Below are 25,785 nucleotides of genomic sequence, written 5' to 3'. Positions count from 1 at the left end.
CCCTTACGGCGGGTCCCTTTTTGAAGGATCAAAAAGGAACCAAAAAATCCTCGCTCCATTCATCCGGCCCCTACGCTTCGCTCCGGGGTCCCCTCACTCCGGACTTGCTCCCGGGAGGACCGCGCTGAACGCCCCATCCTGGGGCGCAGCGCTTGACGGGCATCCATGCCCGTCACCTCCCTCCGCAAGCCCTGCGTTCGGCCTCCTGAAGTCGCAATTGGTGTCGCCTGATCTACCGCGCGCTTAGAAGCAAAAGCAAAAGAACAACAGCAACAGCAACAGCAACAGCAACAGCAACAGCAACAGCAACAGCAACAGCAACATCGAGACTTAGAAGTTCTCCACAGTCGTTCAGCCACGGCAGCCAAACCATGTCACGACTGATTAAATACGCTGATCAAAATTTTAATTACAACCAACATGCTCGCCAACGGCCCCCACACCCAAGTGTTATAAACCAACCTTGCTCAGGATAGCCTCGAAGTTGGGCGGGGCAGCCACGCGGAAAATTACACTGAACGCTTGCACGCTGGTCAAAGTCTGCTGGATATCACCCACCTGAGGAGACCTGGCAATGCACGATATCCATTGGACAACGGACGCACCGAAACACAATGTCCACGGCCTGGAGCGCGTCAGCTCCCTGGCTGGGGGCGCGTTGATGATCAGCAAGGGGCTGCGCCACGGTGGCCTGCTGGGGATGTTGCAGGTTGCCGTAGGCGGCTTGGCGCTGGCCCGTGGCGTGAGCGGGCATTGCTCGACCAAGGCATGGTGGTTGCGCCATCGCGCCGAGTACCTGCGCCTGCATCGCGACATAGAACGAGGCGCTGCCGAGCTCAAGGCGCTGAAGGCCAGCGCCGAGGCGGCGACCCGTACCGCGACGGTGACTGGCGGTTGAAAGCATCGCGGGGCAAGCCCGCTTCCACGAGCCCCGCGTTCAAAATGATGTCCGGGGTCGTGGGAACGGGCTTGCCGCGATAGATCCTGCGCTTAGCGCAATACCTTGCTTTGCAATACTTCGGACTGGCGCCCGAGCACGTTCTCGCTGATCTGCACGAACTCATCGGTGCTGAGGCTCGACAGGCGCATCAGCGCACGGGCGACGTCGTCCAACGAGCGCTTGTCGTGGTGGTGCAGGCGGATCTCGCGATCCAGCGCCTGCAGCAGCAGCACGCCACGGGCCACCTGCGCGGCATCGGCCTTGGCGCCCTTGAGGTGGGTCACCTTGGCCGCCAGCTTGTGCTGACGGGCCTGCAGCGCCTCGTAGCGATCATCGCTCATACCGCCGGCGCGGCGCAGCAGCTCGGTAGCGTAGTAGTCGGCCAGGCTCTCGCCCAGCCAATCGCTGCCGTCACGGTCGTTGATCTGGGCAAACAGCTGCACCAGCTCACGGAGCACCGGGCTGGAGCCGTTTTCGCTGACCAACGGGCGCGTGCTGTGCAGGTACAGCGAGTTGTTGCCGGCCAGCACGCCCCGCCACATCTCGTCACGGGCACCGACCAGCAATAGCTTCGGTGGGTTGCGCGGGAACACCGCCTGCAACTGCGGCCAGACAAAGGTCAGCAGGGTCAGCGTGTCCATGCGCCGCATGCCCTGGCCTTGCGGCGCGGCCACGGTCACCTCTGTGTCGCCCAGGCGCGCCCGACGACTGCCCAGGTTGCCGGCGAGCATCCAGCCGGTGGGCCGGTCGAACAGCCGCGACACATCGTCGATGCGAAACTTCTGCCGGCCGATACGTGGCCAGGCGGTTTCGACGCTTTTCCAGCCCGTCGGCAGGTCGAAGGTCAACCGCGAGACCAGCTCGGTGCCATCCTGCTGGTCGAGGCGCGCCGGCGGCACCAGCTGGTCACCACGGAACAGCGCCCAGTGCGGCGTGATGCGCGCCTCATGGGCGCCGCCGCGGGGTTGCTGGTCGAGCAGCACACGGTAGCTGAGGCTGGTCTTGCCCGCCGCCGGATGCCAGACGCCACGTCCGTTCTGCACCTGCCACTGGCCATCGGCGAGAAAGTCGCTGTAGGTACCGGGCTTGCCCAGGTCGAAGTCCAGGCTGCGCACCGCACTGCCGTCGGCCAGGGTCAGGCGCACCTCGGCCTGGCCGCTCTGCGGCAGCAGGCGCACCTGGTAATCGAGGTCGACTTTCTTCGCCAGGACCTGCGAACTGGCCAGCAGGCCGACAACCAGCAACAACGGGCGACGCATAAAAACTCCTTGTTTCCCGGACACTCAACCCGCGCGGAAGATCAGATGGTCTTCCCAGTCGTCTTCATCCACATCGTTCTCGCTGAGCATGCGCCCCGACCGGGAAATGCGCTGCTCGTGCACCTGCTGGCGATCACCGCTGACCAGGTGGTGCCAGGCCGGCAGGTCCTGCCCTTCGCTGACCAGGCGATAGCCGCAGGTGGGCGGCAGCCACTTGAACTGGTCGGCCTTGCCGGGGGTCAGCTGGATGCAGTCAGGGACATGCTCGAAGCGATTGGGGTAGTCGCTGCACTGGCACGTCTGCAGGTCCAGCAGCTTGCAGGCGATGCTCGTGTAATAGACGCTGTTGTCTTCCTCGTCCTCGAGTTTCTGCAGACAGCACAGGCCGCAGCCGTCGCAGAGCGACTCCCACTCCTGGTCATCGAGCTGGTCGAGGGTCTTGCGCCGCCAGAAGGGCGCGGTATCGGCGATCATCACACGGTTTCCTGCAGTCAACGTCAAGCCGCGGCGCACGGCGGCGCCAGTCTAGAGGCAGTCCGGCGGCAACGCCAGACCGCTTGTCAGTGCTCACCGGACGCAGTAGCGTGCGGTATTTTCCCCCGCCCTTGCAGGAGCACCCATGAGCGCCACCCCACGCATCGCCGACTATGCCATCAACGAGCAGTTCATCAATCGCTGGTCACCCCGCGCCTTCACCGCCGAACCGATCAGCCAGGAAACCCTGCTGAGCTTCCTCGAGGCCGCACGCTGGGCACCGTCGGCCTACAACTCGCAGCCGTGGCGCTTCCTCTACGCCCGCCGCGACACTCCGAGCTGGGAGCGCTACCTGGGCATCCTCAACGAGTTCAACCGCAGCTGGGCGCAGCACGCCTCGGCGCTGGTGCTGATCATTTCCAAGACCACCTTCGCCGCACCCGGCTCCGATGAAGAAAAGCCTGCGCTGTGGCACACCTTCGACACCGGTTCGGCCTGGGGCCATCTGGCGCTGCAGGCGAGCATCAGCGGCTGGCACAGCCATGGCATGGCCGGCTTCGACCAGGACCTGGCGCGCAGCGAGCTGAAGATCCCCGAGGGCTACGCGCTGCATGCGATGGTGGCGATCGGCAAGCTGGGCGACAAGGCGACCCTGGCCGAAGGCCTGCAGGCCCGCGAAGTGCCGAGCCCGCGCCGGCCGCTGAGCGAGCTGGCGGCCGAGGGTGAGTTCAGCCTCTAAGGTTGTGATCGCCTCATCGCGGGGCAGGTGCCCGTGGGAACGGGCTTGCCCCGCGATGAGGTCGCATCAGGCAAACCTCTTTCAGTAACCCCTCGCGAAATCCACCTCGCCCCGCAGGGCCTGCTCCGCCGCATACGCCCGCGCATTCTCCACGAACAACCGCACCATCGCCGCCGGCGAGGTCGGCGCCGAGCTGTGCCCGGTCAGCAGCAGTCCCCAGGCGGTCCAGAACGGATGGCGCTGGGGCAATGGTTCCTGGCGGCAGACATCGATCACCGCGCCAGCCAGGTGGCCCTGCTTGAGCGCTTCGACCAGATCGGCATCGACTACCGCCACGCCACGCCCGGCATTGATGAACAAGGCACTGGGCCGGAAGCACTTGAACAGCGCCGCATCGTACAGGTCGTGGGTGGCCGGGGTATCGGGCAGCAGGTTGAGCACGTAGTCGGCCTGGCCGACCATGCGCGGCAGCTGGTCGAGGCCCGCCACTTCGACGAAGGGCGCCTGCTTGCGAGCGCTGCTGGCCACACCGTGCAGGATGACACCGAACGGCACGAGGAACTCGGCCACCCGCTGGCCGATATCGCCGGTACCGACGATCAGCACCCGCCGCCCTTCCAGGGTCCGCCCCGGGCGCTCATCCCAGCGACGCTCGACCTGGCTGACCAGTCGCGACAGCACATCGCGCTCATGGCCGAGCATGTAGGTGAGCATGTACTCGGCCATCACCTGGCCGAAGATGCCCACCGCCCGGGTCAGGCGATAGTCGCGTGGCAGGCCGTCGGCCAGCAACGGGGTGATCCCGGCCCAGGTCGACTGCATCCAGCGAGGCTTGTGGCCCTGGCGCAACAGACTGGCCAGCAGGTCCGGCTGGCCCAGCCACACCGGGCAGTCGGGGGCCAGGCGTGCCAGTTCGGCGGAGTCGCCGCTGGTCAGGACTTCCAGGTCCGGTGCCGCTTCGCCCAGCAGGCGAGCATAGTTGGCATGATCCTGTTCAGCGATCAGAACGCGCATGTGACACACAACCTTGGCAAACAACGGAAGCGGCCCGCCAGGCGGGCCGCAGGTAGAAAGGGAACCGCGCCTGGGTCAGGCCGGGTCGTTGCGACGCAGCAGCTCTTCGGGCAGGTGCTCGATGTAGTCGTCTTCCGGCGGTGGCATCTGCAGGTGGTAGCCCTGCTTGTCGAGGTTCTCCAGCACCTTGGCGATGTCCTCGCGGGCCAGTGTGCGCTCAGGCGTCAACACCAGGTCGAAAGCATGCACCGGCTTGCCGAAGAATGGCAGCAGCGCCTCCGGCACACGCTCCAGGCCCTCGGCCTTGAGCACGTAGAGGTACATTTCATTCTTGCGTGGGCTCTTGTAGATCGAGCAGATACGTTTCATCGGGAATCTCCGGCGCCCGCCAGGTCGTCCAGCAGGGCCTGGCCCATGCGTTCGCGACGCCAGCCGCGCAGCGAATCGGGCAGTTGATAGGGACCGTCGGGGTAGCCGCTCTTGAGCAGGGCTTCGAGGGCTTTCTTGCGCAGCATCAGTTCCGGGACGATGCCCAGCCGCTCACCCTCGGCCTGGCCGATGGCGCGCAGGCGCTTGAGGATGCCGGCGGCTTCGATCGGCAGCGGCTCGGGCAGCGGCTCTGGCCATTGCTCCTGCGGCTGGCTGGCGGCACGCTTGATCAGCTGGATCAGCTGCTCACCGTCCTGGCGGATGGTGCGCGGGTGCATCTCGTCGATTTTCGCCAGTGCCGACGGGCTGTCGGGCTGGCTCCTGGCCATGGGCCACAGCGAGTGTTCCTTGAGGATGCGGTTGCGCGGCACATCGCGGCTGCGGGCCTCACGTTCGCGCCAGGCGCACAGTTCACGGAGCACGGCCAGTTGCTGGCGACCGAGCTTCCAGGCCAGCTTGACGTCGCGGTACAGGGTTTCGGGCTCGACTTCACGGCGCAGCGCGGCGACCAGTTCGGCGCCGTCTTCCAGCACCCAGGCGTACTTGTCATCCGACAGGCGCGGGCGCAGGGCGTCGAACAGCTCGGCCAGGTGCACGGCGTCCTCGGCGGCGTAGCTCACCTGTGTGTCGGACAGCGGGCGCTGCAGCCAGTCGGAGCGGGTCTCGCCCTTCGGCAGCTCGAGCCCCAGCACCTCTTGCACCAGGCGCGAATAGCCCATGGAGAAACCGATGTTCAGGTAGCCGGCGGCCAGCTGGGTGTCGAACAACGGCTGGGGCAGCTTGCCGGTCAGGCGCAGCAGCACTTCCAGGTCTTCGCTGCAGGCATGCAGCACCTTGACCACGCCGCTGTCCTCGAGCAGCCCGGCCAGCGGCTGCCAGTCGCGGATCAGCAGGGGGTCGATGAGGTAGGCGCACTGGCCGACACCGATCTGGATCAGGCCGGCCTTGGGGTAGAAGGTGTCGACCCGCATGAATTCGGTGTCGAGGGCCACGAAGGGCTGTTCGTGCCAGCTTCGGCAGTGTTCGGCCAGTGTCTGGTCGTCACGGATCCAGTGTATTTCGATGGCCACGAGGCTCTCCCACTAACATTGGCGCGCAGTATATACGGCACGGCCCCTGGGGGTGAAACCTCGCGCCATCCATGGTGCCGGGCGGTCGACCGCTCAGCGTTTGGCCGCCAGCCACGGCCGGCAGCTGGCGAACATGTCCAGCGATCGCTGGTAGACCTCGGTGCGTACCTGCAGCAGGCCGAGCATCGAGTGGAACAGGTTGTCCTGGGACAACGGCGCATCACGCAGCTTGCCCAGGCAATCGGTGTCCAGGCCGAAGTCCTGGCGGTAGCTGTCGGAGAACCAGGCCAGCAGCGGCACATGCTTCTGCTGGTCCGGCGCGATCATGTAGGGCGTGCCGTGCAGGAACAGGTTGTACTCGCCCAGCGACTCGCCATGGTCTGAAAGATAGATCATCGCGGTGTCGACCTTGTCCTGCCGGCTGCGCAAGGTATCGATCAGGGTGGCCAGCACCTTGTCGGTGTAGGCCAGGGTGTTGTCGTAGCCGTTGACGATCTCCTGCTGGCTGCACTGGTTCAGGGCGTTGCTGCGGCACACCGGGGTGAAGGCTTCGTTGCCCGCGGGGTAGCGCTTGAAGTACTCGGGGCCATGGCTGCCCATCTGGTGCAGCACCAGCACGGTGTCCTGGTCGAGGTTGTCCAGCAACTCGGCCAGGCCCTGCAGCAGGATCTCGTCATGGCATTCGCCACTGGCGCACAGCGCGGGGTCCTTGAGGTTGCTCACATCGATGAACTGCACCCGGTCGCAGGTGCCCTTGCAGCCGGACTGGTTATCACGCCACTGCACCGCCAACCCTGCGCGCTGGAGGATGTCGAGCAACCCTTCGCGGTTCTTGGCCACGCGGGCGTCGTAGTCCTTGCGCGGCATGCCGGAGAACATGCAGGGCACCGACACGGCGGTCTCGGTGCCGCAGGAATGGACATCGGTGAAACTCAGCAGGCCCTGCTCCTTGGCCAGCCGTGGCGTGGTGTCGCGGGCATAGCCGAGCAGGCCGAAGTTATCCGCCCGGGCACTTTCACCGACCACCAGCACGGTCAGTGACTTGCGTGCGTGCTGCTGCCAGGCGCTGTCGCGACGGGCATCTTCGCCATATGGCTGGAACGGCCGGGTGGCGCTGCCCACTTGCTCACTGACATAACCGATGGAAGCCCCGACGATATTGCTCGGCGTGAGCATCAGGCGCAGTTCATGGTGATTGCGAAACAGCGACGCCAACCCCTGATAGTTGACCAGCGCCACCGACCCCAAGGCTGCGACGCAGGCCCCGCTGACCACCAGCTTGCCCAGCAGCTCGCGGTGCCAGGGGCGATAGTCGATCCTGGCTTTCCACACCAGCAGCGACGGCAGCACACCCAGCAGCAGGATATAAACGGCAAACTTCAGCGAGAGCAGGTCGCGCACTTCCGCGACATTCGTTTCAGCGACATTGCGGAACATGCCGGCATCAATAAGCACACCATATTGATTCATGAAGTAAGCGACACTTGCGCCACTGATGAACAACACGATCAATACCGGCTTCAGTACATAACGAAACGCCAGCAAGGTGAGTATGAGATTGAAGGCGAACAGCATCAGCACGGCGAATGCCAGGCTCAGCCACAACCCCACCATGCCCGGCGGCACGATGGACTCCAGGTGTTGCCAAAGCAAGGTGTTGAAGCCGATCAGCAAATACAGGCTGGCCAGCAACGTGACCCATTCGGTCCGCAGGGATTTGAGTTTCAGCATGGCGTTCGCAACAAGAGTTCATCAGCGGCCAACGCGCCCGGACGGGCAGGTTGGAAAGTTGGCCGAACTCTAGAAAGCCTAGCATCAATTTTTTGTGAAAAAGACGCCAACAATTAGTATGCCGACATCTTTCATCGGTTAAACAACTTTCATTCAGCTGCCATTCAGCCAGGCAGGCGAAGCTTGGCGTACGGCTCGCGATCGATGTCCAGGACCTCGACGCACAGCTGGATGTCCAGGCCAGGCTGGCCGGGGATCGTCTCGCGCAGTACCTCGAGCAGGCTGTTGGACAACTGCTGTTTCACTTGCGGCGTGCGTCCGCTGAGGATCGCCAGGCGCACATGGGCGAAGGCCCGCTCGCTCGGCGCGGTACCGACCCGATACTGGGCGAAGGCCTGGGCACGGCTCTTGATGTCCAGCTCCTCGGCGAACTGGCCGCTGCCGACCAGGGCGTGGTTCAGGCGCAGCAGCAGCACGTCGACGTTGAGTTCGCGCAGGTTGTCGCTGTATTCCAGGTTCAGGTGAGGCATGGCGCAGGTTCCGGTTACGCAGGGATGGGCGACAGCCTAACCCAGTCCCGCAATGCGGCAAAGGCGACTATCCTCTTGGTTCAGGCTCGTTTACCAACCCTGAGAGAGGTGAAGAAATGCCAGTTCCGCACAATCTATTTGAAGACCTTGGCGTAAAGGAAGATGACTTCAATGCACTTGCGAAGGAAAACCACAAACTCGCAGAGCTGAAGAAACGCTACACCGAGAAGGACCATGACATTGAGAACGTTGAGAAAACCGGCCTCACTACGGATGACAACCTCAACCGACTTCGTAAAGAACGCGCTCTGATCAAGGAAGAGATCGAACGGATCGTCCATCCGCCCAAATCCTGATTCCCCTCACTGATGCCATCGCGGTGCGCCGATGCGACTTGCCCCGCGATGGCGTCGGCAGCCGTTACGCGGACGCCTTCAACGCCGCATCCAGGTCCTCGATCAGATCCCGGTAGTCCTCGATCCCGATCGACAACCGCACCAGGTTCTCGCTGATCCCCATCACGCCCTTCTGCTCCGGGCTCAGGGAGTTGTGCGACATGCTCCAGGAGTGGTTGATCATGCTCTCCACCCCGCCCAGCGAATCGGCCAGGACAAAGATCGACAGCGCCTCGACCAGGCGGTTGACCGCGGCCCGATCTCCCTTGATGCGCAACGCTACCACCGCACCGCCGGTGCGCATCTGACGCTTGCTCAGTTCATGCTGCGGATGGCTTTCCAGACCCGGGTAGTAGACCTGCTCGACCTGCGGATGCTGTTCGAGGAACTGCGCCACGCGCAGGGCGTTGGCGCTCTGGCGCTCCATGCGTACATCGAGGGTCTTCAGCCCGCGCAGCGCCAGGTAGCAGTCGAACGGCCCCTGGATCGCGCCGACCGCCATGCTGATCTTGCGCAAACGGCCCAGCAGCTCGTGATTGGCCGCCACCACCACGCCGCCGGTCAGGTCGGAGTGGCCGCCGATGTACTTGCTCGCCGAATGCATCACCAGGTCCACGCCCAGGGTGATCGGCTGCTGGTTCCAGGGCGAGCAGAAGGTGTTGTCGATGCAGGTCATCACCCCGCGGGCGCGGGCCAGGTCGCAGACCGCCTTGATGTCCACCAGGTGCAGCAGCGGGTTGGTCGGCGACTCGATCCAGATCAGTTGCGTGTCCGGGCGGATCGCCGCGGCCACGGCCTCGGCGTCGTTGAGGTCGACATAGGTGGTGGTCAGGCCCGAGGTGCGTCCACGGTAGTCTTCAAGCAGGCGGAAGGTGCCGCCATAGACACCGTTCATCACCACCACATGGGCGTCCTTGGACAGCAGTTCGAGCACCGTGGCGGTAGCGCTGACGCCCGAGGCACAGGCGACCGCGCCGACGCCCTCCTCCAGTGCGGCCACGCAGGTCTCGTAGGCATGCCGGGTCGGGTTGCTGACCCGGCTGTAGGCGTATTCGGGGTTGTCGTCCAGGCCGCGCTTGATGAACGAGCTGGAAGTGACGATGGCCGGGAAGATGGCGTTGTCGGCGATGCTGGACTGCTCGCCGGCGTGGATGGTGCGGGTGGCGAAATTGCGCGGTTTGTCGGACATGGTCGGGTCCATTGCCTGAGGATGGAAAACCGCCACTATCTCATATCCGCCGGGCCCAGGCGCCAACAGAACGTTGCTGTCGACGAAGCGCCCGAAAGGCTTTCAACGTTCTCAGCATGCGGCTAACCTTGGAAAACTTTCCTCCACCCCACCCGACGACATCATGGACAGTTTCGACCAGCATATCCTCACCCTGCTCCAGCGCGACGCGTCGCTGTCACTCAAGGACCTGGCCGAGGCGGTCAACCTGTCCACCACGCCGTGCTGGAAGCGGGTCAAGCGATTGGAAGAGGAAGGCTACATCCGCGGCCGCGTCGCCCTGCTCGACCCCGAGCGCCTGGGCCTGGGCCTGACGGTGTTCGTCCAGCTCAAGACGCAGCGCCACGACAGCGCCTGGCTGGCGCAGTTCGCCGCCACGGTGACGGCGTTCGAGGAGGTGATGGAGGTCTACCGCATGTCTGGCGACTGGGACTACATGCTGCGGGTGGTGGTGGGCGACATTGCCGCCTACGACCGCTTCTACAAGAAGTTGATCACCAGCACCGACGGGCTGTCGAACATCACCTCGAGCTTTGCCATGGAGCAGATGAAGTACACCACGGCGTATCCGGTGGGGCGCTAGGAGCGGGCGGAGGCGCCGCTCCCACGCCATCGCCCACGCCCTGTCAGTCGGGGGTGATCGTCGCCTCGATCCGGTTACCAGGCTTGGCCTTCTCCAGCTTGATCGCCACGAACTTCGAGGTCGGCGTGTAGGTCCCCTCGCCATAGCTCTCCAGCGGCACCAGCGGGTTGGTCTCCGGATAGTAGGCCGCCGCCTGGCCTTGCGGCACGTCATAGGCCACCAAGCGGAACCCCGAGACCCGCCGCTCGCGACCATCCTCCCAGAGCGACACCAGGTCCACCTCCTCGCCCGGCTCGAAGCCCAGTCGACGGATATCCGCCTCATTGACGAACACCACCTCGCGCAGGCCGAACACGCCACGGTAGCGGTCATCCAGCCCGTACAGCGTGGTGTTGTATTGGTCGTGGGAACGCAGGGTCTGCAGGATCAGGTCGGGCTTGTCACCACGGGCCAGCACCTGGGCGTTGACCAGTTGCTCCGGCAGCGGGCTGGGGGTGAAGCGCGCCTTGCCGGTGGCCGTGCGGAAGTTGCGCTCGGCGGCGTTGTTGCCCAGGTGGAAGCCACCGGGATGCTGCAGACGCGCGTTGAACTCGCTGAAGCCCGGGATGACGTCGGCGATCATGCCGCGGATGCGGCCGTAGTCGGCAATCGCGTAGTCCCAGTCTATCGGTTTGCTGCCCAGGGTGGCCTTGGCCATCCCGGCGACGATGGCCGGCTCCGAGCGCAGCAGCGGCGAGCGCGGCTTCAGCTGGCCATGGGAGATGTGCACCATGCTGAAGGTGTCTTCCACGGTGACGCCCTGCGGCCCTTCGGCCTGGATGTCGATCTCGGTGCGACCCAGGCACGGCAGGATCAACGCATCGCGCCCGGTGACCAGGTGCGAGCGGTTGAGCTTGGTGGAAATCTGCACGGTCAGTTCGCAGTTGCGCAGCGCCGCGTGGGTACGCGGGGTGTCCGGAGTCGCCTGGGCGAAGTTGCCGCCCAGGGCGACGAACACCTTGGCCCGCCCCTCTTCCATGGCCTGGATCGCCAGCACGGCGTTATGGCCGTGCTCGCGGGGCACCTTGAACTGGAAGCGTTTCTCGATGGCGTCGAGCAGCGCCGCCTTGGGCTTCTCGTCGATGCCCATGGTGCGGTCGCCCTGCACGTTGCTGTGTCCGCGCACCGGCGACAGGCCGGCTCCAGGCTTGCCAACGTTGCCGCGCAGAAGTTGCAGGTTGACGATCTCCTGCACGGTCGGCACCGAGTGGCGGTGCTGGGTCACACCCATGGCCCAGCACATGATCACCCGCTCGGCCTTGCGGTACATGCGCGCGGCCAGCTCGATCTCGGCCTTGCTCAAGCCCGACTGCTCGACGATATGCTCCCAGGGCGTGGCGTCCACCACGGCCAGGTAGGCCTCGACGCCACTGGTGTGCTCGGCGATGAAGGCATGGTCGAACACCGGCGGCTCATCATTGAGCTGCGCCTCGCGCTCCCACTGCAGGAGGAACTTGGCGATCCCGCGCATGGCCGCCATGTCGCCGCCCAGCGCCGGGCGGAAGTAGGCGGTGTTGGTCGGCTCGGAGCCGTTGCTGAGCATTTCGAACGGGTGCTGCGGATGCTGGAATCGCTCCAGGCCCCGCTCCTTGAGCGGATTGAAGCAGACCACCTGGGCGCCGCGCTTGACCGCCTCGCGCAGCGGTTCGAGCATGCGCGGGTGGTTGGTGCCGGGGTTCTGGCCGATGACAAAGATCGCATCGGCCAGCTCCAGGTCATGGAACACCACGGTGCCCTTGCCCACGCCGAGGGTCTCGGCCATGCCCACGCCACTGGCCTCGTGGCACATGTTCGAGCAGTCGGGGAAGTTGTTGGTGCCATAGGCGCGCACGAACAGCTGGTAGAGGAACGCCGCCTCGTTGCTGGCCCGGCCCGAGGTGTAGAACTCGGCCTGGTCCGGCGATTCGAGGCCGTTGAGGTGCCGGGCGATCAGGGCGAACGCCTCGTCCCAGCTGGTTTCGACGTAATGGTCGGTGGCCGCGTCATAGCGCATCGGGTGAGTGATGCGGCCTTGGTATTCGAGCCAGTAGTCGGTCTGCTCGAGCAGGGCGCTGACGCTGTAGCGGGCGAAGAACGCAGGATCCACCGAGCGGCCGGTGGCCTCCCAGTTGACCGCCTTGGCGCCGTTCTCGCAGAACTTGACCATGTCGCTTTCCGGCGACTCGCCCCAGGCACAACCCGGGCAGTCGAAACCGCCGTTCTGGTTGGTCTTGAGCATGGCCCGCAGGTTCTTGAAGGCGTTCTCGCTGCCCAGCCAGCTCTTGGTCACGCTCTTGAGCGCGCCCCAGCCGGCGGCCGGCCCCTTGTAGTCCCTGATGTGTTCGTCCTGGCTCATGCTGCGCTTCTCCGCACGGTGTTTTTTCCAGCCTAAGAAGCCACTACCGGTGCGTCCAATCGAAATAAATGACAGCGTGATAAACCGTCTCGATCACCCGGCAGAGCCCTTGTGCCGCGTGGCCTGCGGTGGTGATAGAGGAGACTTATCGAGCGGTCGGGGAAAGCAATTTGACGTCACTGGGCGCAGGTTATAGCTTGAACCTTGTCTGCGGCCTTGCGCCGCCCCCAGCCACTGCACAGGTCGAGCGTGAACGTGGAAAAGAACCCCCAGGCCCTGATCGACGGTTTCAACCGCAAAGTCGATTACCTGCGGATGTCGGTCACCGACCGCTGCGATTTTCGCTGCGTCTATTGCATGGCCGAAGACATGCAGTTCCTGCCGCGCCAGCAGATTCTCAGCCTCGAGGAGCTGTACCTGGTCGCCGAGCGCTTCGTCGCTCTGGGCACCCGCAAGATCCGCCTGACCGGTGGCGAGCCCCTGGTGCGCCAGGGCATCGTCGGGCTGTGCGCGCGCATCGCCGCCCTGCCCGGCCTGCGCGAACTGTGCCTGACCAGCAATGGTTCGCAGCTCGGCCGACTGGCCCAGCCGCTGTTCGATGCCGGCGTCTCGCGCCTGAACATCAGCCTCGACAGCCTTGACCCCGAGCGCTTCCGCGCCCTGACCCGTACCGGCGACCTCACGCAGGTGATCGCGGGCATCGACGCCGCGCGCGCCGCAGGCTTTCGCCGCACCAAGCTCAACGCGGTGGTGCTCAAGGGCCGCAACGACCACGAAATCGTCGACCTGGTGCGCTTCGCCATCGACCGCGAGCTGGACATCTCGTTCATCGAAGAAATGCCCCTGGGCGTCATCAGCGAGCACGAGCGCGGCGAGTCCTTCTGCTCCAGCGACGACGTGCGCGCCCGCCTGGCCGAGCACTTCACCCTGGTCGAGTCGGCCGAGTCCTCCCAGGGCCCGGCGCGCTACTGGCGCCTGGCCGAAGCGCCCGACACCCGGGTCGGCTTCATCTCGCCGCACAGCCACAACTTCTGCGCCACCTGCAACCGCGTGCGCCTGACCGTCGAAGGCCGCCTATTACTGTGCCTGGGCAACGAGCACTCGGTGGACCTCAAGCAGGTCCTGCGCCAGCACCCCGGCGACAGCGCCCGCCTGGAAAAGACCCTGCGCGACGCCATGCAGCTCAAGCCCTACCGCCACCACTTCGAAGTGGGCGGCGAGGTGCAGATCCTGCGCTTCATGAACATGACCGGCGGCTGATCGGCCGCCTCTGGAACCGTCTTGATCGTCCACTCACGCCCCGACATGCTGCGCGTGCTGTTCACCCTCAAGGGCTCGATCGTCCAGCGCATCGCCTTGCGCTGCCTGGCGGTGACCTTGCTGGCGGCGCTGATCGTGCTGATCGAGCGGCACTACCCGGCGCTGTTCTACCCGGTCAGCGCCACGCCCTTCACCCTGTTGGGGCTGTCGCTGTCGATCTTCATGAGTTTTCGCAACAACGCCTGCTACGACCGCTGGTGGGAGGGCCGCAAGGCCTGGGGACGGATGATCATCGAGGTGCGCTCGTTCGTGCGTGAAAGCGTGGCGATCGAGGACCAGCAGTTGCGCGCGCAGATGCTGCGTGGCCTGTGCGGCTTCGCCCATGCCCTCAATGCCCGGCTGCGCAACGAAGACGAGCTGCCCCTGGCGCGCACCTGGCTGGCCGAGGACGCGCCGATCACCGCGCACAACGTCTGCGATGGCATCCTGCGCGATATCGGTGCCCAGTGCTCACGGTTGGCGAAGGACGGCGCGATCAGCGAGTTCCGCTACACGCTCCTGGAGCAGCGCCTGGCCGGCCTGTCGGAGGTGCAGGCCACCTGCGAACGGATCAAGGGCACGCCGCTGCCGTTCCCCTACACCCTGCTGCTGCACCGCACCATCTACATCTTCTGCCTGCTGCTGCCGTTTGCCCTGGCAGAACCGCTGGGCTGGCTGGCACCGCTGTTCACCACCATCGTCAGCTACACCTTCTTCGGCCTGGATGCGATCGGCAACGAACTGGAGGACCCGTTCGGCCGGGACGAAAACGACCTGCCGACCGATGCGCTGGTGCGCACCGTCGAGCGCGACGTGCTGGCGGCGCTGGGGCATGAGCCGCTGCCACCGGCGTTGGTGCCGGTGGATCATGTGCTGAGCTGAACAGTCGGCACAGGAAAGCACTAGCCTCGGCTTTCGCAGGCCCCGATTGGTTTGAGGTGCGCGACAAAATTGCACGGCCGGTGCCGCGCATCCAACTGCTCGGCCAGGATGCCTTCCCAGGCCGTGCGGCAGGCGCCGGTCGAGCCCGGCAGGCAGCACACCAGGGTGCCGTTGGCCAGGCCGGCCAGGGCCCGGCTCTGCACGGTCGAGGTGCCGATATCGAGGATCGACAGGGCGCGGAACAGCTCACCGAACCCGTCGATGCGCTTGTCCAGCAGGCAGTCCACCGCCTCCGGCGTGCTATCGCGCCCGGTGAAGCCGGTGCCGCCAGTGATCAGCACCACCTGCACCTGGTCGTCGGCGATCCAGGTGGCGACCTGGGCGCGGATCTTGTACAGGTCGTCCTTGAGCAACTCCCGTGCCACCAGGCGGTGGCCTACGCCGACGGCGCGGCTGGCCAGCAGCTCGCCGGAGGTGTCGGTGTCGTAGGTGCGGGTGTCGCTGACGGTCAGCACCGCGATGTTCAGCGGTACGAACACCGCGTCCGGTTTCACGCTCATGGCCTTTGCTCCAGGATTGGCTTCGCGGCCACGTTAGAGACAAGCCCCGGCAGCGTCCAATCGATAGGGCGTACCAGATGATCGACGCTTTCTATCGTCGCTGCAGGACCGGCTGAATGTTCATCAAGGATTAGCCAGGTGCTTCACTCTTGGTTAAGGTCTACCCACCCCGCAACCCCAGGCCGCCTCATGGACATCAAACAGCTCAAGTTTCTCATCGCCCTCGACCAGACCCGCCACTTCGGCCAGGCCGCGGCGCTGTGCCATATCACCCAGCCGACCCTGTCCATGCGCCTGCGCAACCTCGAGGACGAACTGGACCTGGTGCTGGTCAAGCGCGGCCAGCGCTTCGAAGGGTTCACCGAAGCCGGCGAACGCATCCTGGCTTGGGCCCGCACCCTGCTCGCCGCCCATGACGGCCTACAGGCCGAGGCCGCCAGCTGCCGCGGCCAGGTGGTCGGCAGCCTGCGCCTGGGCACCGTGCCGCTGGCCAGCTTCAACCCCATGCAACTGCTGATGCCACTGCGTGAGAAGTACCCCGAGCTGCACTTCCAGCTGTCGTCACTGAGCTCCGAGCAGGTGATCGATGGCCTGAGCCGCAACCAGCTCGACCTGGGCATCTGCTACCTCGACCAGGTCAACACCAGCTTCTTCGAAGTGATCGAGCTGAGCACCACCACCATGGGCCTGCTGCACGACACCCGGCACTTCCAGTTCGAGGCCGACAGCCTGCGCTGGGAAGACCTCGGCGAGCTGCCGCTGGGCCTGCTGAGCAAGGGCATGCACTACCGCCAGTCCCTCGACCTGAGCTTGCGCAGCCGGGGCCTTGCGCCCAATGCCGTGCTCGAGAGCGACTCGACCTTCCAGCTGATCCAGGCGATCAACATCGGCGTGTGCTGCGCGATCATGCCACTGGACTGCGGCCTGGAAGACCTCAGCCAGCACATGCGCATCATCCCGGTGCAGGAAGCCAGCATCCACAGCCCGGTCGGCCTGCTGCTGCGCCGCAGCGAGCCGCGCTCGGCCATCGCCGAGCAGTGTTTCGACGAGGCCCGCGCCCTGTTTCAACCCTCCTGAGCCGTCGCCTGGCGGTACTGTCGCGGGGTGAAACCGGTCAGTTGCCTGAACTGCCGGCTGAAGGCGCTGTGGTCGGTGTAGCCACAGCGCAGGGCCACCTCGATAATCGGCAGGTCGCTGTGCAGCAGTTGATGTGCATGCTCCAGGCGGGCCTTGTGAATCATCTGCCGGGGCGTGAGGTGGAACACCCGTTTGCAGTAACGCTCCAGCTGCGCCACCGAAATCCCGGCGATGCGGGTCAGCTCGCCCATGCTGATCGGCTGGTGGAAATGCGCGCGGATATGCGCATCCACCGCCGCCAGACGCTGGTAGGCGGGGTGGGTGTCGGCGGCTGACTGCAGGTCGACCGAAATGCCCACCAGGCCGATGATTCTCCCCGCCGGCTCGTACAACGGACGCTTGTGGGTCAGGCACCAGCCCGGTTCGCGGCTGCCGTACAGGTGCAGCTCCAGCTGGTCTTCCAGCACCAGGCCCTGCTCCAGCACCCGGCGGTCCTGCTCGGTATAGCCGGGGCCCAGGCGCGCCGGGAACACCTCGGCGCTGGTCTTGCCCAGCAGCGGTTGCAGGTGCTTCAGGCCACAGCGCTGGACCAGCGTGCGGTTGGCCAGGACATAGCGAGCCTGGTCGTCCTTGATGAAGATCGCCGCGTTGGCAAGGACGTCGAGCATCGGCAACAGCCAGACCACGCCGGCCAGCAAGGCTTCGAGGGATTCAGGGCGATGCTGGTCAAGGTGCTGGTACAGCGCAGTCAATGGTTGCTCGGGCATGCAGTTATCCCTCGTGGTTCTCGCGACCCTGCAAGCCTAGTCAGCAGCCCTCGCCGCGCGCCAGCACTCGCGCCCGACTATGCCGATTTCGTCACCCACCTTGCAGAAAACCATCAAGAACGCCGGCCTCGATCGGTCCACTCTATGCCCCACGCAAGCCGCCCCACGACCTACAAGAGCGCGGCCGACCAAGCCGCATCGTGACATCAGACCTGCCTATCCAAAACCTACAAAAAGGCGCAACCATGTCAGGCAAATTCAAGAAACAGCTGTCCCTGCTGGACCTCACCTTCATCGGCCTGGGCGCCATCTTCGGCTCCGGCTGGCTGTTCGCCGCCAGCCACGTCTCGGCCATCGCCGGCCCGGCCGGCATCCTCTCCTGGTTCCTCGGCGGCTTCGCCGTGCTGCTGCTGGGCATCGTCTACTGCGAGCTCGGCGCCGCCCTGCCCCGGGCCGGTGGCGTGGTGCGCTACCCGGTGTACTCCCATGGCCCGCTGCTGGGCTACCTGATGGGCTTCATCACCCTGATCGCCTTCTCCAGCCTGATCGCCATCGAGGTGGTTGCCTCGCGCCAGTATGCCGCGGCCTGGTTCCCGGCCTTGACCAAGACCGGCTCCAGCGACCCGACGGTGCTCGGCTGGCTGGTGCAGTTCGCCCTGCTCGGGCTGTTCTTCCTGCTCAACTACCGCAGCGTGAAGACCTTCGCCAAGGCCAACAACCTGGTCAGCGTGTTCAAGTTCATCGTGCCGCTGCTGGTGATCGGCGTGCTGTTCACCTTCTTCAAGCCGGAGAACTTCGAGGTCCAGGGCTTCGCGCCGTTCGGCCTGTCCGGCGTGGAAATGGCGGTGTCGGCCGGCGGCATCATCTTCGCCTACCTGGGGCTCACGCCGATCATCTCGGTGGCCAGCGAGGTGAAGAACCCGCAGCGCACCATCCCCATCGCGCTGATTCTCTCTGTGCTGCTGTCCACCGCGATCTACGCCCTCCTGCAACTGGCGTTCCTCGGCAGCGTGCCGACCGAGATGATTGCCAACGGCTGGGCCGGAGTGACCAAGGAGCTGGCCTTGCCCTACCGTGACATCGCCCTGGCCCTTGGCGTCGGCTGGCTGGCCTACCTGGTGGTGGCCGACGCGGTGATCTCGCCCAGCGGCTGCGGCAACATCTACATGAATGCCACCCCACGGGTGATCTATGGCTGGGCGCAGACCGGCACCTTCTTCAAGTACTTCACCCGCATCGACGAGCAATCCGGCATCCCGCGCCCGGCGCTGTGGCTGACCTTCGGCCTGGCGGTGTTCTGGACCCTGCCGTTCCCGTCCTGGGAAGCGCTCATCAACGTGGTCTCTGCCGCCCTGGTGCTCAGCTACGCGGTGGCCCCGGTTTCGGTCGCCGCCCTGCGCCGCAGCGCCCCCGACATGGCCCGGCCGTTCCGGGTCAAAGGCATGGGCGTGCTCGGCCCGCTGTCGTTCATCATCGCCGCGCTGATCGTCTACTGGTCGGGCTGGAACACCGTGTCCTGGCTGCTGGCGCTGCAGATCGTGATGTTCGTGCTGTACCTGCTGTGCCGCCGCTTCGTGCCCACCGAACACCTGTCGCTGGGCCAGCAGGTGCGCTCGTCGGCCTGGCTGATCGGCTTCTACGCCGTGACCATTTTCCTTTCCTGGCTGGGCAGCTTCGGCGGTCTGGGCGTGATCGGCCATCCGCTGGACACCGTGATCGTCGCCGCCACTGCCCTGGGCATCTACTACTGGGGCGCGGCCACTGGCGTGCCGGCCCGGCTGGTACGGCTCGATGGCGACGATGAAAGCGAAGCCGGCAGCGAACCCCATGCCGGCCAGCACCCCGCCGCCGTCGCCTCCTGACCCACGACCGAATGGACACGCTGATGAAACAGGTTCATGTAATCGACTCCCATACCGGCGGCGAACCGACCCGCTTGGTGATGAAGGGTTTCCCGCCCCTGCACGGCCGCAGCATGGCCGAGCAGCGCGACGAACTGCGCGAGCTGCACGACCACTGGCGCCGCGCCTGCCTGCTGGAGCCACGTGGCAACGATGTGCTGGTAGGCGCGCTGTACTGCCCGCCGGTCTCTGCCGATGCCACCTGCGGGGTGATCTTCTTCAACAACGCCGGCTACCTGAACATGTGCGGCCACGGCACCATCGGCCTGGTTGCCTCGCTACGCCACCTGGGCCTGATCGAGCCGGGCGAGCACAAGATCGACACGCCGGTCGGCCAGGTCAGCGCCACCCTGCATGACGATGGCGCCGTCACCGTCGGCAACGTGCCGTCCTACCGCTACCGCCGACAGGTTGCCGTGGACGTGCCGGGACATGGCCTGGTGCGCGGCGACATCGCCTGGGGTGGCAACTGGTTCTTCCTGGTTTCCGACCACGGCCAGCGCATCGCGCTGGACAACCGCGAAACCCTCACCGACTACACCTGGACCCTGCTCAAGGCCCTCGAGGCCCAAGGCATCACCGGCGAACACGGCGCCCCGATCGACCATGTCGAACTGTTCGCCGACGACGCCAACGCCGACAGCCGCAACTTCGTCATGTGCCCCGGCAAGGCCTACGACCGCTCGCCCTGCGGCACCGGCACCAGCGCCAAGCTGGCGTGCCTGGCCGCCGACGGCAAGCTCGCCGAAGGCCAGACCTGGGTCCAGGCCAGCATCACCGGCAGCCAGTTCCATGGCCGCTACGAGCGCGACGGCGAACGCATTCGCCCGTTCATCACCGGTCGCGCCCACATGACCGCCGACAGCACCCTGCTGATCGACGAGCAGGACCCGTTCGCCTGGGGCATCTGACCCCGTTCATTTCCCACTGAATACCGCCAGGAGTGACAACCATGACCGACAACATCTTCACCGGCACCATGCCCGCCCTGATGACCCCCTGCACCGCCGAGCGCAAACCGGACTTCGACGCCTTGGTGCGCAAGGGCCGCGAACTGATCGACGCCGGCATGAGCGCGGTGGTGTACTGCGGCTCGATGGGCGACTGGCCGCTGCTGACCGAGGCCGAACGCCAGGAGGGCGTGGCGCGCCTGGTCGCCGCCGGCATCCCGACCATCGTCGGCACCGGCGCGGTGAACACCCGCGAGGCTGTGTCCCACGCATCCCACGCCGCCAAGGTCGGCGCCGCCGGCCTGATGGTCATCCCCCGGGTGCTGTCCCGTGGCGCATCGCTGACCGCCCAGCAACACCACTTCTCGGCGATCCTCGCCGCCGCGCCGAAGCTGCCGGCAGTGATCTACAACAGCCCCTACTACGGTTTCGCCACCCGCGCCGACCTGTTCTTCACCCTGCGCCGCGAGTACCCCAACCTGATCGGTTTCAAGGAGTTCGGCGGCGCCGCCGACCTGCGCTACGCCGCCGAGCACATCACCTCCCAGGACGATGATGTGACCCTGATGGTCGGCGTCGACACGCAAGTGGTGCACGGTTTCGTCAACTGCAACGCCACCGGCGCCATCACCGGCATCGGCAACGCGCTGCCCCGTGAAGTGCTGCAACTGGTCAGCTTGAGCAAGCGCGCCGCCAAGGGCGATGCCAAGGCCCGGCGCCAGGCCCGGGAGCTGGAGTCGGCGCTGGCGGTACTGTCCTCGTTCGATGAAGGCTGCGACCTGGTGCTGTACTACAAGCACCTGATGGTGCTCAACGGCGACAGCGAGTACCGCCTGCACTTCAACGAAACCGACGCTCTCACCGACGCCCAGCGGCACTACGCCGAACAGCAGTACGCGCTGTTCCGCACCTGGTACGCCAGCTGGTCGGCCGAGCAGAACATCGCCTGATCACCGCAACTCCTGTGGGAGCGGCCTTGTGTCGCGAAAGGGGCGCATGGCGCCCCCAACAGGTCCAGACCTCATCCAGATTCTCCAGGACGCCCCATGACCCTCACCGGCAATCTACTGATCGGCCAGCGCGCCGTCACCGGCACCCAGGCCGCGATCCATGCCATCGACCCGGCCACCGACACCCCGCTTGACCCACCCTACGCCGGCGCCAGCGTCGAACAGGTAACCCAGGCCTGCGACCTGGCCTGGGCGGCATTCGATGCCTACCGCGAAACCACCTCCGAACAGCGCGCCCACTTTCTCGACACCATCGCCGAGCAGATCGAAGCCCTGGGCGATACCCTGATCGACCGCGCCAACGCCGAGACCGGCCTGCCCAAGGGGCGTCTGCTGGGCGAGCGCGGCCGCACCTGCGCGCAACTGCGCACCTTCGCTCGCGTGGTACGGGCCGGTGAATGGCTGGATGTACGGGTGGACAACGCCCTACCCGAGCGCCAGCCACTGCCACGTCCCGACCTGCGCCAACGACAGCTTGCCCTGGGCCCGGTGGCGGTGTTCGGCGCCAGCAATTTCCCACTGGCCTTCTCGGTGGCCGGCGGCGACACCGCCTCGGCACTGGCCGCCGGTTGCCCGGTGGTGGTCAAGGCCCATGGCGCCCACCCCGGCACCAGCGAACTGGTCGGCCAGGCCGTGGCCCGGGCGGTCGCGCAGTGCGAGCTGCCCGAAGGCGTGTTCTCGCTGCTGTACGGCGTCGGCCGCGAGGTCGGTATCGGTCTGGTCAGCGACCCGCGCATCAAGGCCGTCGGCTTCACCGGCTCGCGCAGCGGCGGCCTCGCGCTGTGCCAGGCCGCCCAGGCACGTCCCGAGCCAATCCCCGTCTATGCCGAAATGAGCTCGATCAACCCGGTGTTCCTCTTCGAGGCCGCCCTGCAAGCCCGAGCGGAATCTCTGGCCCAAACCTTCGTCGCTTCGCTGACCCAGGGTGCCGGCCAGTTCTGTACCAACCCCGGGCTGTTGATCGCCCGCCAGGGTCCGGCACTCGAACGTTTCATCAGCACCGCCGCCGAGCATGTCCGGCAAGCCGCGGCACAGACCATGCTCACCCCGGGCATTGCCAGCGCCTATGCCAGTGGCGTCGCAGCGCTGGGTGAGAACCGCAATGCCCGCCAGATCGCCAGCGGCCAGTCCCATCAAGGCCCGAACCAGTGCCAGGCGCACCTGTTCGTCACCTCGGCCCAGGCGTTTCTCGCCGATCCGGCGCTGCAGGCCGAAGTGTTCGGCGCCGCCTCGCTGGTGGTCGCCTGCGACAGCGACGAGCAAGTCCGTCAGGTTGCCGAGCATCTGGAAGGGCAACTGACCGCCACCCTGCACCTGGACACCGCCGACCTCGACCGCGCCCGCCAACTGCTGCCCACCCTCGAACGCAAGGCCGGGCGGATCCTGATCAACGGTTGGCCGACCGGCGTCGAGGTGTGCGACGCGATGGTCCACGGCGGCCCGTTCCCGGCCACCTCCGACACCCGCGGCACCTCGGTGGGTACCGCGGCGATCCTGCGTTTCCTGCGCCCGGTGTGCTACCAGGACTTCCCCGATGCCCTGCTGCCCACTGCGCTGCAACAGGGCAACCCGCTGCACCTGCGCCGCTTGCTCGATGGCCGGCGGGAAGGCTGAACCATGACCGCCACTGACACGGACATCGCCGTGGTCGGCGCCGGCATTGTCGGCGTCGCCTGCGCCCTGCAGCTGGCCCGCCAGGGCCGCCGGGTGCTGCTGATCGATCGCCAGGCGCCGGGCCACGGCGCTTCGTACGGCAATGCCGGGCACCTGGCCACCGAGCAGGTGTTTCCCATCGCCGACCTGTCGATTCTCAAGCGCCTGCCGGCCATGCTGCTGGACCCGATGGGCCCGCTGCGCCTGGACTGGAAGTACCTGCCACGGGCCCTGCCCTGGTTCACCCGCCTGCTGCTCAACCTGCGACCGGCGCCATTCCAGCGCAGCGTCGCGGGCCTTCGTGCGCTGAACGAAAGCAGCCTCGGCGCCTGGCAACGGCTGCTCGCCTCCATCGAGCGCAGCCACCTGCTCAAGGAGGACGGTTCGCTGCTGGTGTTCGAACGCCACGCATCGCGCCAGGTGCTCGCGGCATTGCACGCCCGCCTGCAGGCACAGGCCGTGCCCGTGGACCAGTGGTCGGCAGAAGCGGTGAGCGAAGCGGCGCCGCAGCTGAGTCCGTCGATCCTGGGTGGCCTGTTCTTCCCACGCACCGGTCACTTCCTCGACCCCTACCAGGTGGTCTGCGAACTGTTCAGCGCCGCCAGGGCCAGTGGCGTACGCTTCCTGCGCGCAGAGGTCGATGGCGGCCAGGTGCATGGCCAGGGCATCAGCCTCACCAGCGACCAAGGCACCCTCGAGGCCCGCCAGGTGTTGATCAGTGCCGGGGCACATTCGGCGAGACTCACGGCCGCCCTGACCGGTCGGCAGGTACCGCTGGATACCGAGCGCGGCTACCACCTGATGCTGCCGGCGGAGCACCAGCGCCTGCCGTTCGCCGTCACCTCGCTGGAGCGCAAGTTCATCATGACACCCATGGCCGACGGCCTGCGCCTGGCCGGCACGGTGGAGTTCGCCGGGCTCGAGGCGCCGCCGAGCATGCAACGGGCGTGGCAACTGCATCGGTTGAGCAAGGGCTTGTTCCGGCGCGAGCTGGATGCCGAGGGGGCGACGCCGTGGATGGGGTTCCGGCCTTCGTTGCCGGATTCGCTGCCGGTGATCGACCGAGTGGCCGATGGCAAGGTGCTGCTGGCGTTCGGGCATCAGCACCTGGGGTTGACCCAGGCGGCGGTTACAGCGGAGTGGGTGGGACGGTTGGCTGTGGGGGGTGAGGTGGAACAGGCATACAGGTTGGATCGGTTCTGAGATTGCCGGGGCGCTTTGCGCCCCTTTCGCGACACAAGGCCTGCGCGTTCCCTGTGGGAGCGGCCTTGTGTCGCAAAAGGGCCGCAGAGCGGCCCCAGCCTCACTCAGCGATAACGCTCAAGCCAGTGCGCATAAGGCGCCGGCAGCGTCCACGCCGCCTTGTCCACGCCCAGGGCCTTGGCGGCGGCATACGGCCAATGTGGGTCGGCCAGGTGCGCACGCCCCACCGACACCAGGTCGAGCTGGTTGGCCTGCAAAGCGCCCTCGGCCAGCTCCGGCGTGCCAAAGCCCCAGGCCGAAGTTACCGGCAGCTTCGCCTCGCGGCGCACCCGCTCGGCGATCGGCCCCAGGAACGCCGGGCCCCACGGGATGTTGGTCTGGGGAATGGTGAAGCCGACGCTGACGCTCAGCAGATCGAGGCCGCCGGCCTTGAAGCGACGGGCCAGCTCGATGGACTCCTGCAGGGTCTGCTCGTCACGGCCATCGTACTCCACCACGCCAAAGCGAGCGGTCAGCGGCAGGTTCTGCGGCCACACCTCACGTACCGCGGCCAGGGTTTCCAGCAGGAAGCGCGTGCGGTTGTCGAAGCTACCGCCATAGGCGTCGGTACGCTGGTTGGAGTGCTCGGAGAAGAAGCTCTGGCCCAGGTAGCCGTGGGCGAAGTGCAGCTCGATCCACTCGAAGCCGGCATCGCGGGCACGGCGCGCGGCATCGACGAAGTCCTGCTTGACCCGGGCGATATCGTCCAGGGTCATGGCCTTGGGCACTTTCGGCAGGTGGCCGCCAAAGGCGATGGCAGACGGGGCAATGGTGTCCCAACCACGGGCATCGTCGGCGGCGATATGGTCATCACCTTCCCAGGGGCGGTTGGCACTGGCCTTGCGACCGGCGTGGGCGATCTGGATGCCCGGCACGGAACCTGCGGCCTTGATCGCCTTGACCACAGGCACGAAGGCCTGGGCCTGGGCGTCGTTCCAGATGCCGGCGCAGCCGGGGGTGATGCGCCCTTCCGGCGACACTGCGGTGGCCTCGACCACCACCAGGCCGGCGCCACCACGGGCCAGGCCCGCGTAATGCACCTGGTGCCAGTCATTGATCAGGCCATCCTCGGCCATGTACTGGCACATCGGCGGAATGGCAATGCGGTTGCGCAGGGTGACGTCTTTGAGGGTGTAGGGTTCGAACAAGGCGGCCATGAGGTCACTCCAGGGACGGGGGTTGGATACGATTGTTCGATCATATTCGAACTATGGCAATTTGTGAAACCCCCGTTATCATGTCGTCCATGCGAGCCTATACCCACCCCAATCCCGAAGACCTGACGCTGGAGCGCCTGCTCTACGCCCTGAGCGACCCTGTGCGCATGGAAATCGTCCGCCACCTGGCCGGTGTTGCCGAAGCCAGCTGCGGTGAGCTGGACGGCGGCCGGCCCAAGTCGAGCATGTCCCATCACTTTCGCGTCTTGCGCGATTCAGGGCTGGTGCACACTCGCAACGTTGGTACCACGCACATGAACTCACTGCGCAGCGAAGAACTCGAAAGCCGCTTTCCGGGGTTGCTGGGCAGTATCCTCGAGCAGCGTTGAGCTTCTAGGCAACGCGGCGGCTTAGCTTGGCCCTGTGGGAGCGGCCTTGTAGTGGTCTACTAACCCCGGACACCTCTTAAGGGCGATATGATTCGCCCATTCAGGAGGTTCCATGCAAGAACGAAAGACCTA

25 protein-coding genes are annotated in these 25,785 nt (G+C 65.9%); 13 read left to right on the top strand and 12 right to left on the bottom strand.

What is annotated here, in order from left to right:
• Window positions 1–574 precede the first annotated feature (574 nt).
• The gene (locus ACVWZ5_RS24935) at window positions 575–898 is read left to right on the top strand and encodes a YgaP-like transmembrane domain (protein WP_028693027.1); all 324 of its coding nucleotides are present in this window, start codon (window positions 575–577) and stop codon (window positions 896–898) included.
• A 92-nt stretch (window positions 899–990) separates the two neighbouring features.
• Here ACVWZ5_RS24935 and ACVWZ5_RS24930 read toward each other — a convergent pair whose 3' ends face one another.
• Together ACVWZ5_RS24930 and ACVWZ5_RS24925 are read right to left on the bottom strand one after the other, a co-directional pair.
• On the bottom strand, window positions 991–2,199 hold the full coding sequence (locus tag ACVWZ5_RS24930; protein WP_457340929.1) for a hypothetical protein: 1,209 nt from the start codon (window positions 2,197–2,199) through the stop codon (window positions 991–993).
• 24 nt (window positions 2,200–2,223) lie between these two features.
• A complete protein-coding gene (locus ACVWZ5_RS24925; protein ID WP_028693025.1) occupies window positions 2,224–2,673 on the bottom strand; it encodes a YcgN family cysteine cluster protein in 450 nt (149 codons plus the stop codon).
• Window positions 2,674–2,818: 145 nt separating this feature from the next.
• Here ACVWZ5_RS24925 and ACVWZ5_RS24920 point away from each other — a divergent pair, with 145 nt between their 5' ends.
• Complete coding sequence (locus tag ACVWZ5_RS24920) at window positions 2,819–3,412, top strand: nitroreductase family protein (protein ID WP_028693024.1); 594 nt, start codon at window positions 2,819–2,821, stop codon at window positions 3,410–3,412.
• Window positions 3,413–3,493: 81 nt separating this feature from the next.
• On the opposite strand, the gene ACVWZ5_RS24915 is transcribed toward ACVWZ5_RS24920, so the two are convergent.
• The 5 genes from ACVWZ5_RS24915 to ACVWZ5_RS24895 all read right to left on the bottom strand — a co-directional run bounded on the left by ACVWZ5_RS24915 (window position 3,494) and on the right by ACVWZ5_RS24895 (window position 8,186).
• Window positions 3,494–4,426: a D-2-hydroxyacid dehydrogenase gene (locus ACVWZ5_RS24915; protein ID WP_280070651.1), complete on the bottom strand. Its 933-nt coding sequence runs from the start codon at window positions 4,424–4,426 to the stop codon at window positions 3,494–3,496.
• Between the two features lie 75 nt (window positions 4,427–4,501).
• Window positions 4,502–4,795, bottom strand: a complete 294-nt coding sequence (locus tag ACVWZ5_RS24910; RefSeq protein WP_028693022.1) for a YcgL domain-containing protein — start codon at window positions 4,793–4,795, stop codon at window positions 4,502–4,504.
• A complete protein-coding gene (gene rnd / locus ACVWZ5_RS24905; protein ID WP_280070650.1) occupies window positions 4,792–5,925 on the bottom strand; it encodes a ribonuclease D in 1,134 nt (377 codons plus the stop codon). The genes ACVWZ5_RS24910 and rnd overlap by 4 nt, the downstream gene beginning before the upstream one ends.
• A gap of 93 nt (window positions 5,926–6,018) precedes the next feature.
• Window positions 6,019–7,656 carry a phosphoethanolamine transferase gene (locus tag ACVWZ5_RS24900; protein ID WP_062574855.1) on the bottom strand — a complete coding sequence of 546 codons (1,638 nt, stop codon included), beginning with the start codon at window positions 7,654–7,656 and terminating at the stop codon, window positions 6,019–6,021.
• 164 nt (window positions 7,657–7,820) lie between these two features.
• Window positions 7,821–8,186 carry a 5-carboxymethyl-2-hydroxymuconate Delta-isomerase gene (locus ACVWZ5_RS24895; protein WP_062574856.1) on the bottom strand — a complete coding sequence of 122 codons (366 nt, stop codon included), beginning with the start codon at window positions 8,184–8,186 and terminating at the stop codon, window positions 7,821–7,823.
• A 116-nt stretch (window positions 8,187–8,302) separates the two neighbouring features.
• Here ACVWZ5_RS24895 and ACVWZ5_RS24890 point away from each other — a divergent pair, with 116 nt between their 5' ends.
• The gene (locus tag ACVWZ5_RS24890) at window positions 8,303–8,542 is read left to right on the top strand and encodes a YdcH family protein (RefSeq protein ID WP_081100331.1); all 240 of its coding nucleotides are present in this window, start codon (window positions 8,303–8,305) and stop codon (window positions 8,540–8,542) included.
• Window positions 8,543–8,606: 64 nt separating this feature from the next.
• Here ACVWZ5_RS24890 and ACVWZ5_RS24885 read toward each other — a convergent pair whose 3' ends face one another.
• Window positions 8,607–9,782: a trans-sulfuration enzyme family protein gene (locus ACVWZ5_RS24885; RefSeq protein WP_084943564.1), complete on the bottom strand. Its 1,176-nt coding sequence runs from the start codon at window positions 9,780–9,782 to the stop codon at window positions 8,607–8,609.
• Window positions 9,783–9,933: 151 nt separating this feature from the next.
• Between ACVWZ5_RS24885 and ACVWZ5_RS24880 the strand changes: the two genes are divergently transcribed.
• Window positions 9,934–10,392 (top strand): Lrp/AsnC family transcriptional regulator, encoded by a 459-nt coding sequence (locus ACVWZ5_RS24880; protein WP_046856697.1) that lies wholly within the window; start codon window positions 9,934–9,936, stop codon window positions 10,390–10,392.
• Window positions 10,393–10,435: 43 nt separating this feature from the next.
• Here the strand turns inward: ACVWZ5_RS24880 and ACVWZ5_RS24875 are convergent, their stop codons facing one another.
• A complete protein-coding gene (locus ACVWZ5_RS24875) occupies window positions 10,436–12,766 on the bottom strand; it encodes an FdhF/YdeP family oxidoreductase (protein ID WP_062574859.1) in 2,331 nt (776 codons plus the stop codon).
• Between the two features lie 255 nt (window positions 12,767–13,021).
• Here ACVWZ5_RS24875 and moaA point away from each other — a divergent pair, with 255 nt between their 5' ends.
• Both moaA and ACVWZ5_RS24865 read left to right on the top strand, forming a co-directional pair.
• A complete protein-coding gene (gene moaA, locus ACVWZ5_RS24870; RefSeq protein WP_028693014.1) occupies window positions 13,022–14,026 on the top strand; it encodes a GTP 3',8-cyclase MoaA in 1,005 nt (334 codons plus the stop codon).
• A gap of 21 nt (window positions 14,027–14,047) precedes the next feature.
• Window positions 14,048–14,947, top strand: a complete 900-nt coding sequence (locus tag ACVWZ5_RS24865; RefSeq protein WP_084943566.1) for a bestrophin family protein — start codon at window positions 14,048–14,050, stop codon at window positions 14,945–14,947.
• Window positions 14,948–14,967: 20 nt separating this feature from the next.
• Here ACVWZ5_RS24865 and moaB read toward each other — a convergent pair whose 3' ends face one another.
• Window positions 14,968–15,507, bottom strand: a complete 540-nt coding sequence (gene moaB / locus ACVWZ5_RS24860; protein WP_062574861.1) for a molybdenum cofactor biosynthesis protein B — start codon at window positions 15,505–15,507, stop codon at window positions 14,968–14,970.
• Window positions 15,508–15,696: 189 nt separating this feature from the next.
• On the opposite strand from moaB, the gene ACVWZ5_RS24855 reads away from it, so the two are divergent.
• Complete coding sequence (locus ACVWZ5_RS24855) at window positions 15,697–16,584, top strand: LysR family transcriptional regulator (RefSeq protein WP_062574862.1); 888 nt, start codon at window positions 15,697–15,699, stop codon at window positions 16,582–16,584.
• On the opposite strand, the gene ACVWZ5_RS24850 is transcribed toward ACVWZ5_RS24855, so the two are convergent.
• Window positions 16,572–17,351: an AraC family transcriptional regulator gene (locus tag ACVWZ5_RS24850; RefSeq protein WP_062574863.1), complete on the bottom strand. Its 780-nt coding sequence runs from the start codon at window positions 17,349–17,351 to the stop codon at window positions 16,572–16,574. The genes ACVWZ5_RS24855 and ACVWZ5_RS24850 overlap by 13 nt on opposite strands.
• Before the next feature lie 245 nt (window positions 17,352–17,596).
• On the opposite strand from ACVWZ5_RS24850, the gene ACVWZ5_RS24845 reads away from it, so the two are divergent.
• The 5 genes from ACVWZ5_RS24845 (at window position 17,597) to ACVWZ5_RS24825 (ending at window position 24,068) form a co-directional block, all read left to right on the top strand.
• Window positions 17,597–19,213: an APC family permease gene (locus tag ACVWZ5_RS24845; RefSeq protein WP_062574864.1), complete on the top strand. Its 1,617-nt coding sequence runs from the start codon at window positions 17,597–17,599 to the stop codon at window positions 19,211–19,213.
• Window positions 19,214–19,236: 23 nt separating this feature from the next.
• Complete coding sequence (locus ACVWZ5_RS24840) at window positions 19,237–20,163, top strand: 4-hydroxyproline epimerase (RefSeq protein WP_062574865.1); 927 nt, start codon at window positions 19,237–19,239, stop codon at window positions 20,161–20,163.
• Between the two features lie 41 nt (window positions 20,164–20,204).
• Window positions 20,205–21,152 (top strand): dihydrodipicolinate synthase family protein, encoded by a 948-nt coding sequence (locus tag ACVWZ5_RS24835; RefSeq protein WP_457340928.1) that lies wholly within the window; start codon window positions 20,205–20,207, stop codon window positions 21,150–21,152.
• A 96-nt stretch (window positions 21,153–21,248) separates the two neighbouring features.
• Window positions 21,249–22,826, top strand: a complete 1,578-nt coding sequence (locus ACVWZ5_RS24830) for an aldehyde dehydrogenase (NADP(+)) (protein ID WP_280070648.1) — start codon at window positions 21,249–21,251, stop codon at window positions 22,824–22,826.
• A 3-nt stretch (window positions 22,827–22,829) separates the two neighbouring features.
• A complete protein-coding gene (locus ACVWZ5_RS24825; RefSeq protein WP_062574868.1) occupies window positions 22,830–24,068 on the top strand; it encodes an NAD(P)/FAD-dependent oxidoreductase in 1,239 nt (412 codons plus the stop codon).
• 104 nt (window positions 24,069–24,172) lie between these two features.
• Here the strand turns inward: ACVWZ5_RS24825 and ACVWZ5_RS24820 are convergent, their stop codons facing one another.
• Window positions 24,173–25,264, bottom strand: coding sequence for an NADH:flavin oxidoreductase/NADH oxidase (locus ACVWZ5_RS24820; protein ID WP_062574869.1), 1,092 nt, complete (start codon window positions 25,262–25,264; stop codon window positions 24,173–24,175).
• 53 nt (window positions 25,265–25,317) lie between these two features.
• On the opposite strand from ACVWZ5_RS24820, the gene ACVWZ5_RS24815 reads away from it, so the two are divergent.
• Window positions 25,318–25,653 carry an ArsR/SmtB family transcription factor gene (locus ACVWZ5_RS24815; RefSeq protein ID WP_028693003.1) on the top strand — a complete coding sequence of 112 codons (336 nt, stop codon included), beginning with the start codon at window positions 25,318–25,320 and terminating at the stop codon, window positions 25,651–25,653.
• The last annotated feature ends 132 nt before the right edge of the window (window positions 25,654–25,785 follow it).

This window comes from Pseudomonas sp. TE6283, assembly GCF_054060555.1.
This window is presented reverse-complemented; position numbering and strand designations above follow the sequence as displayed.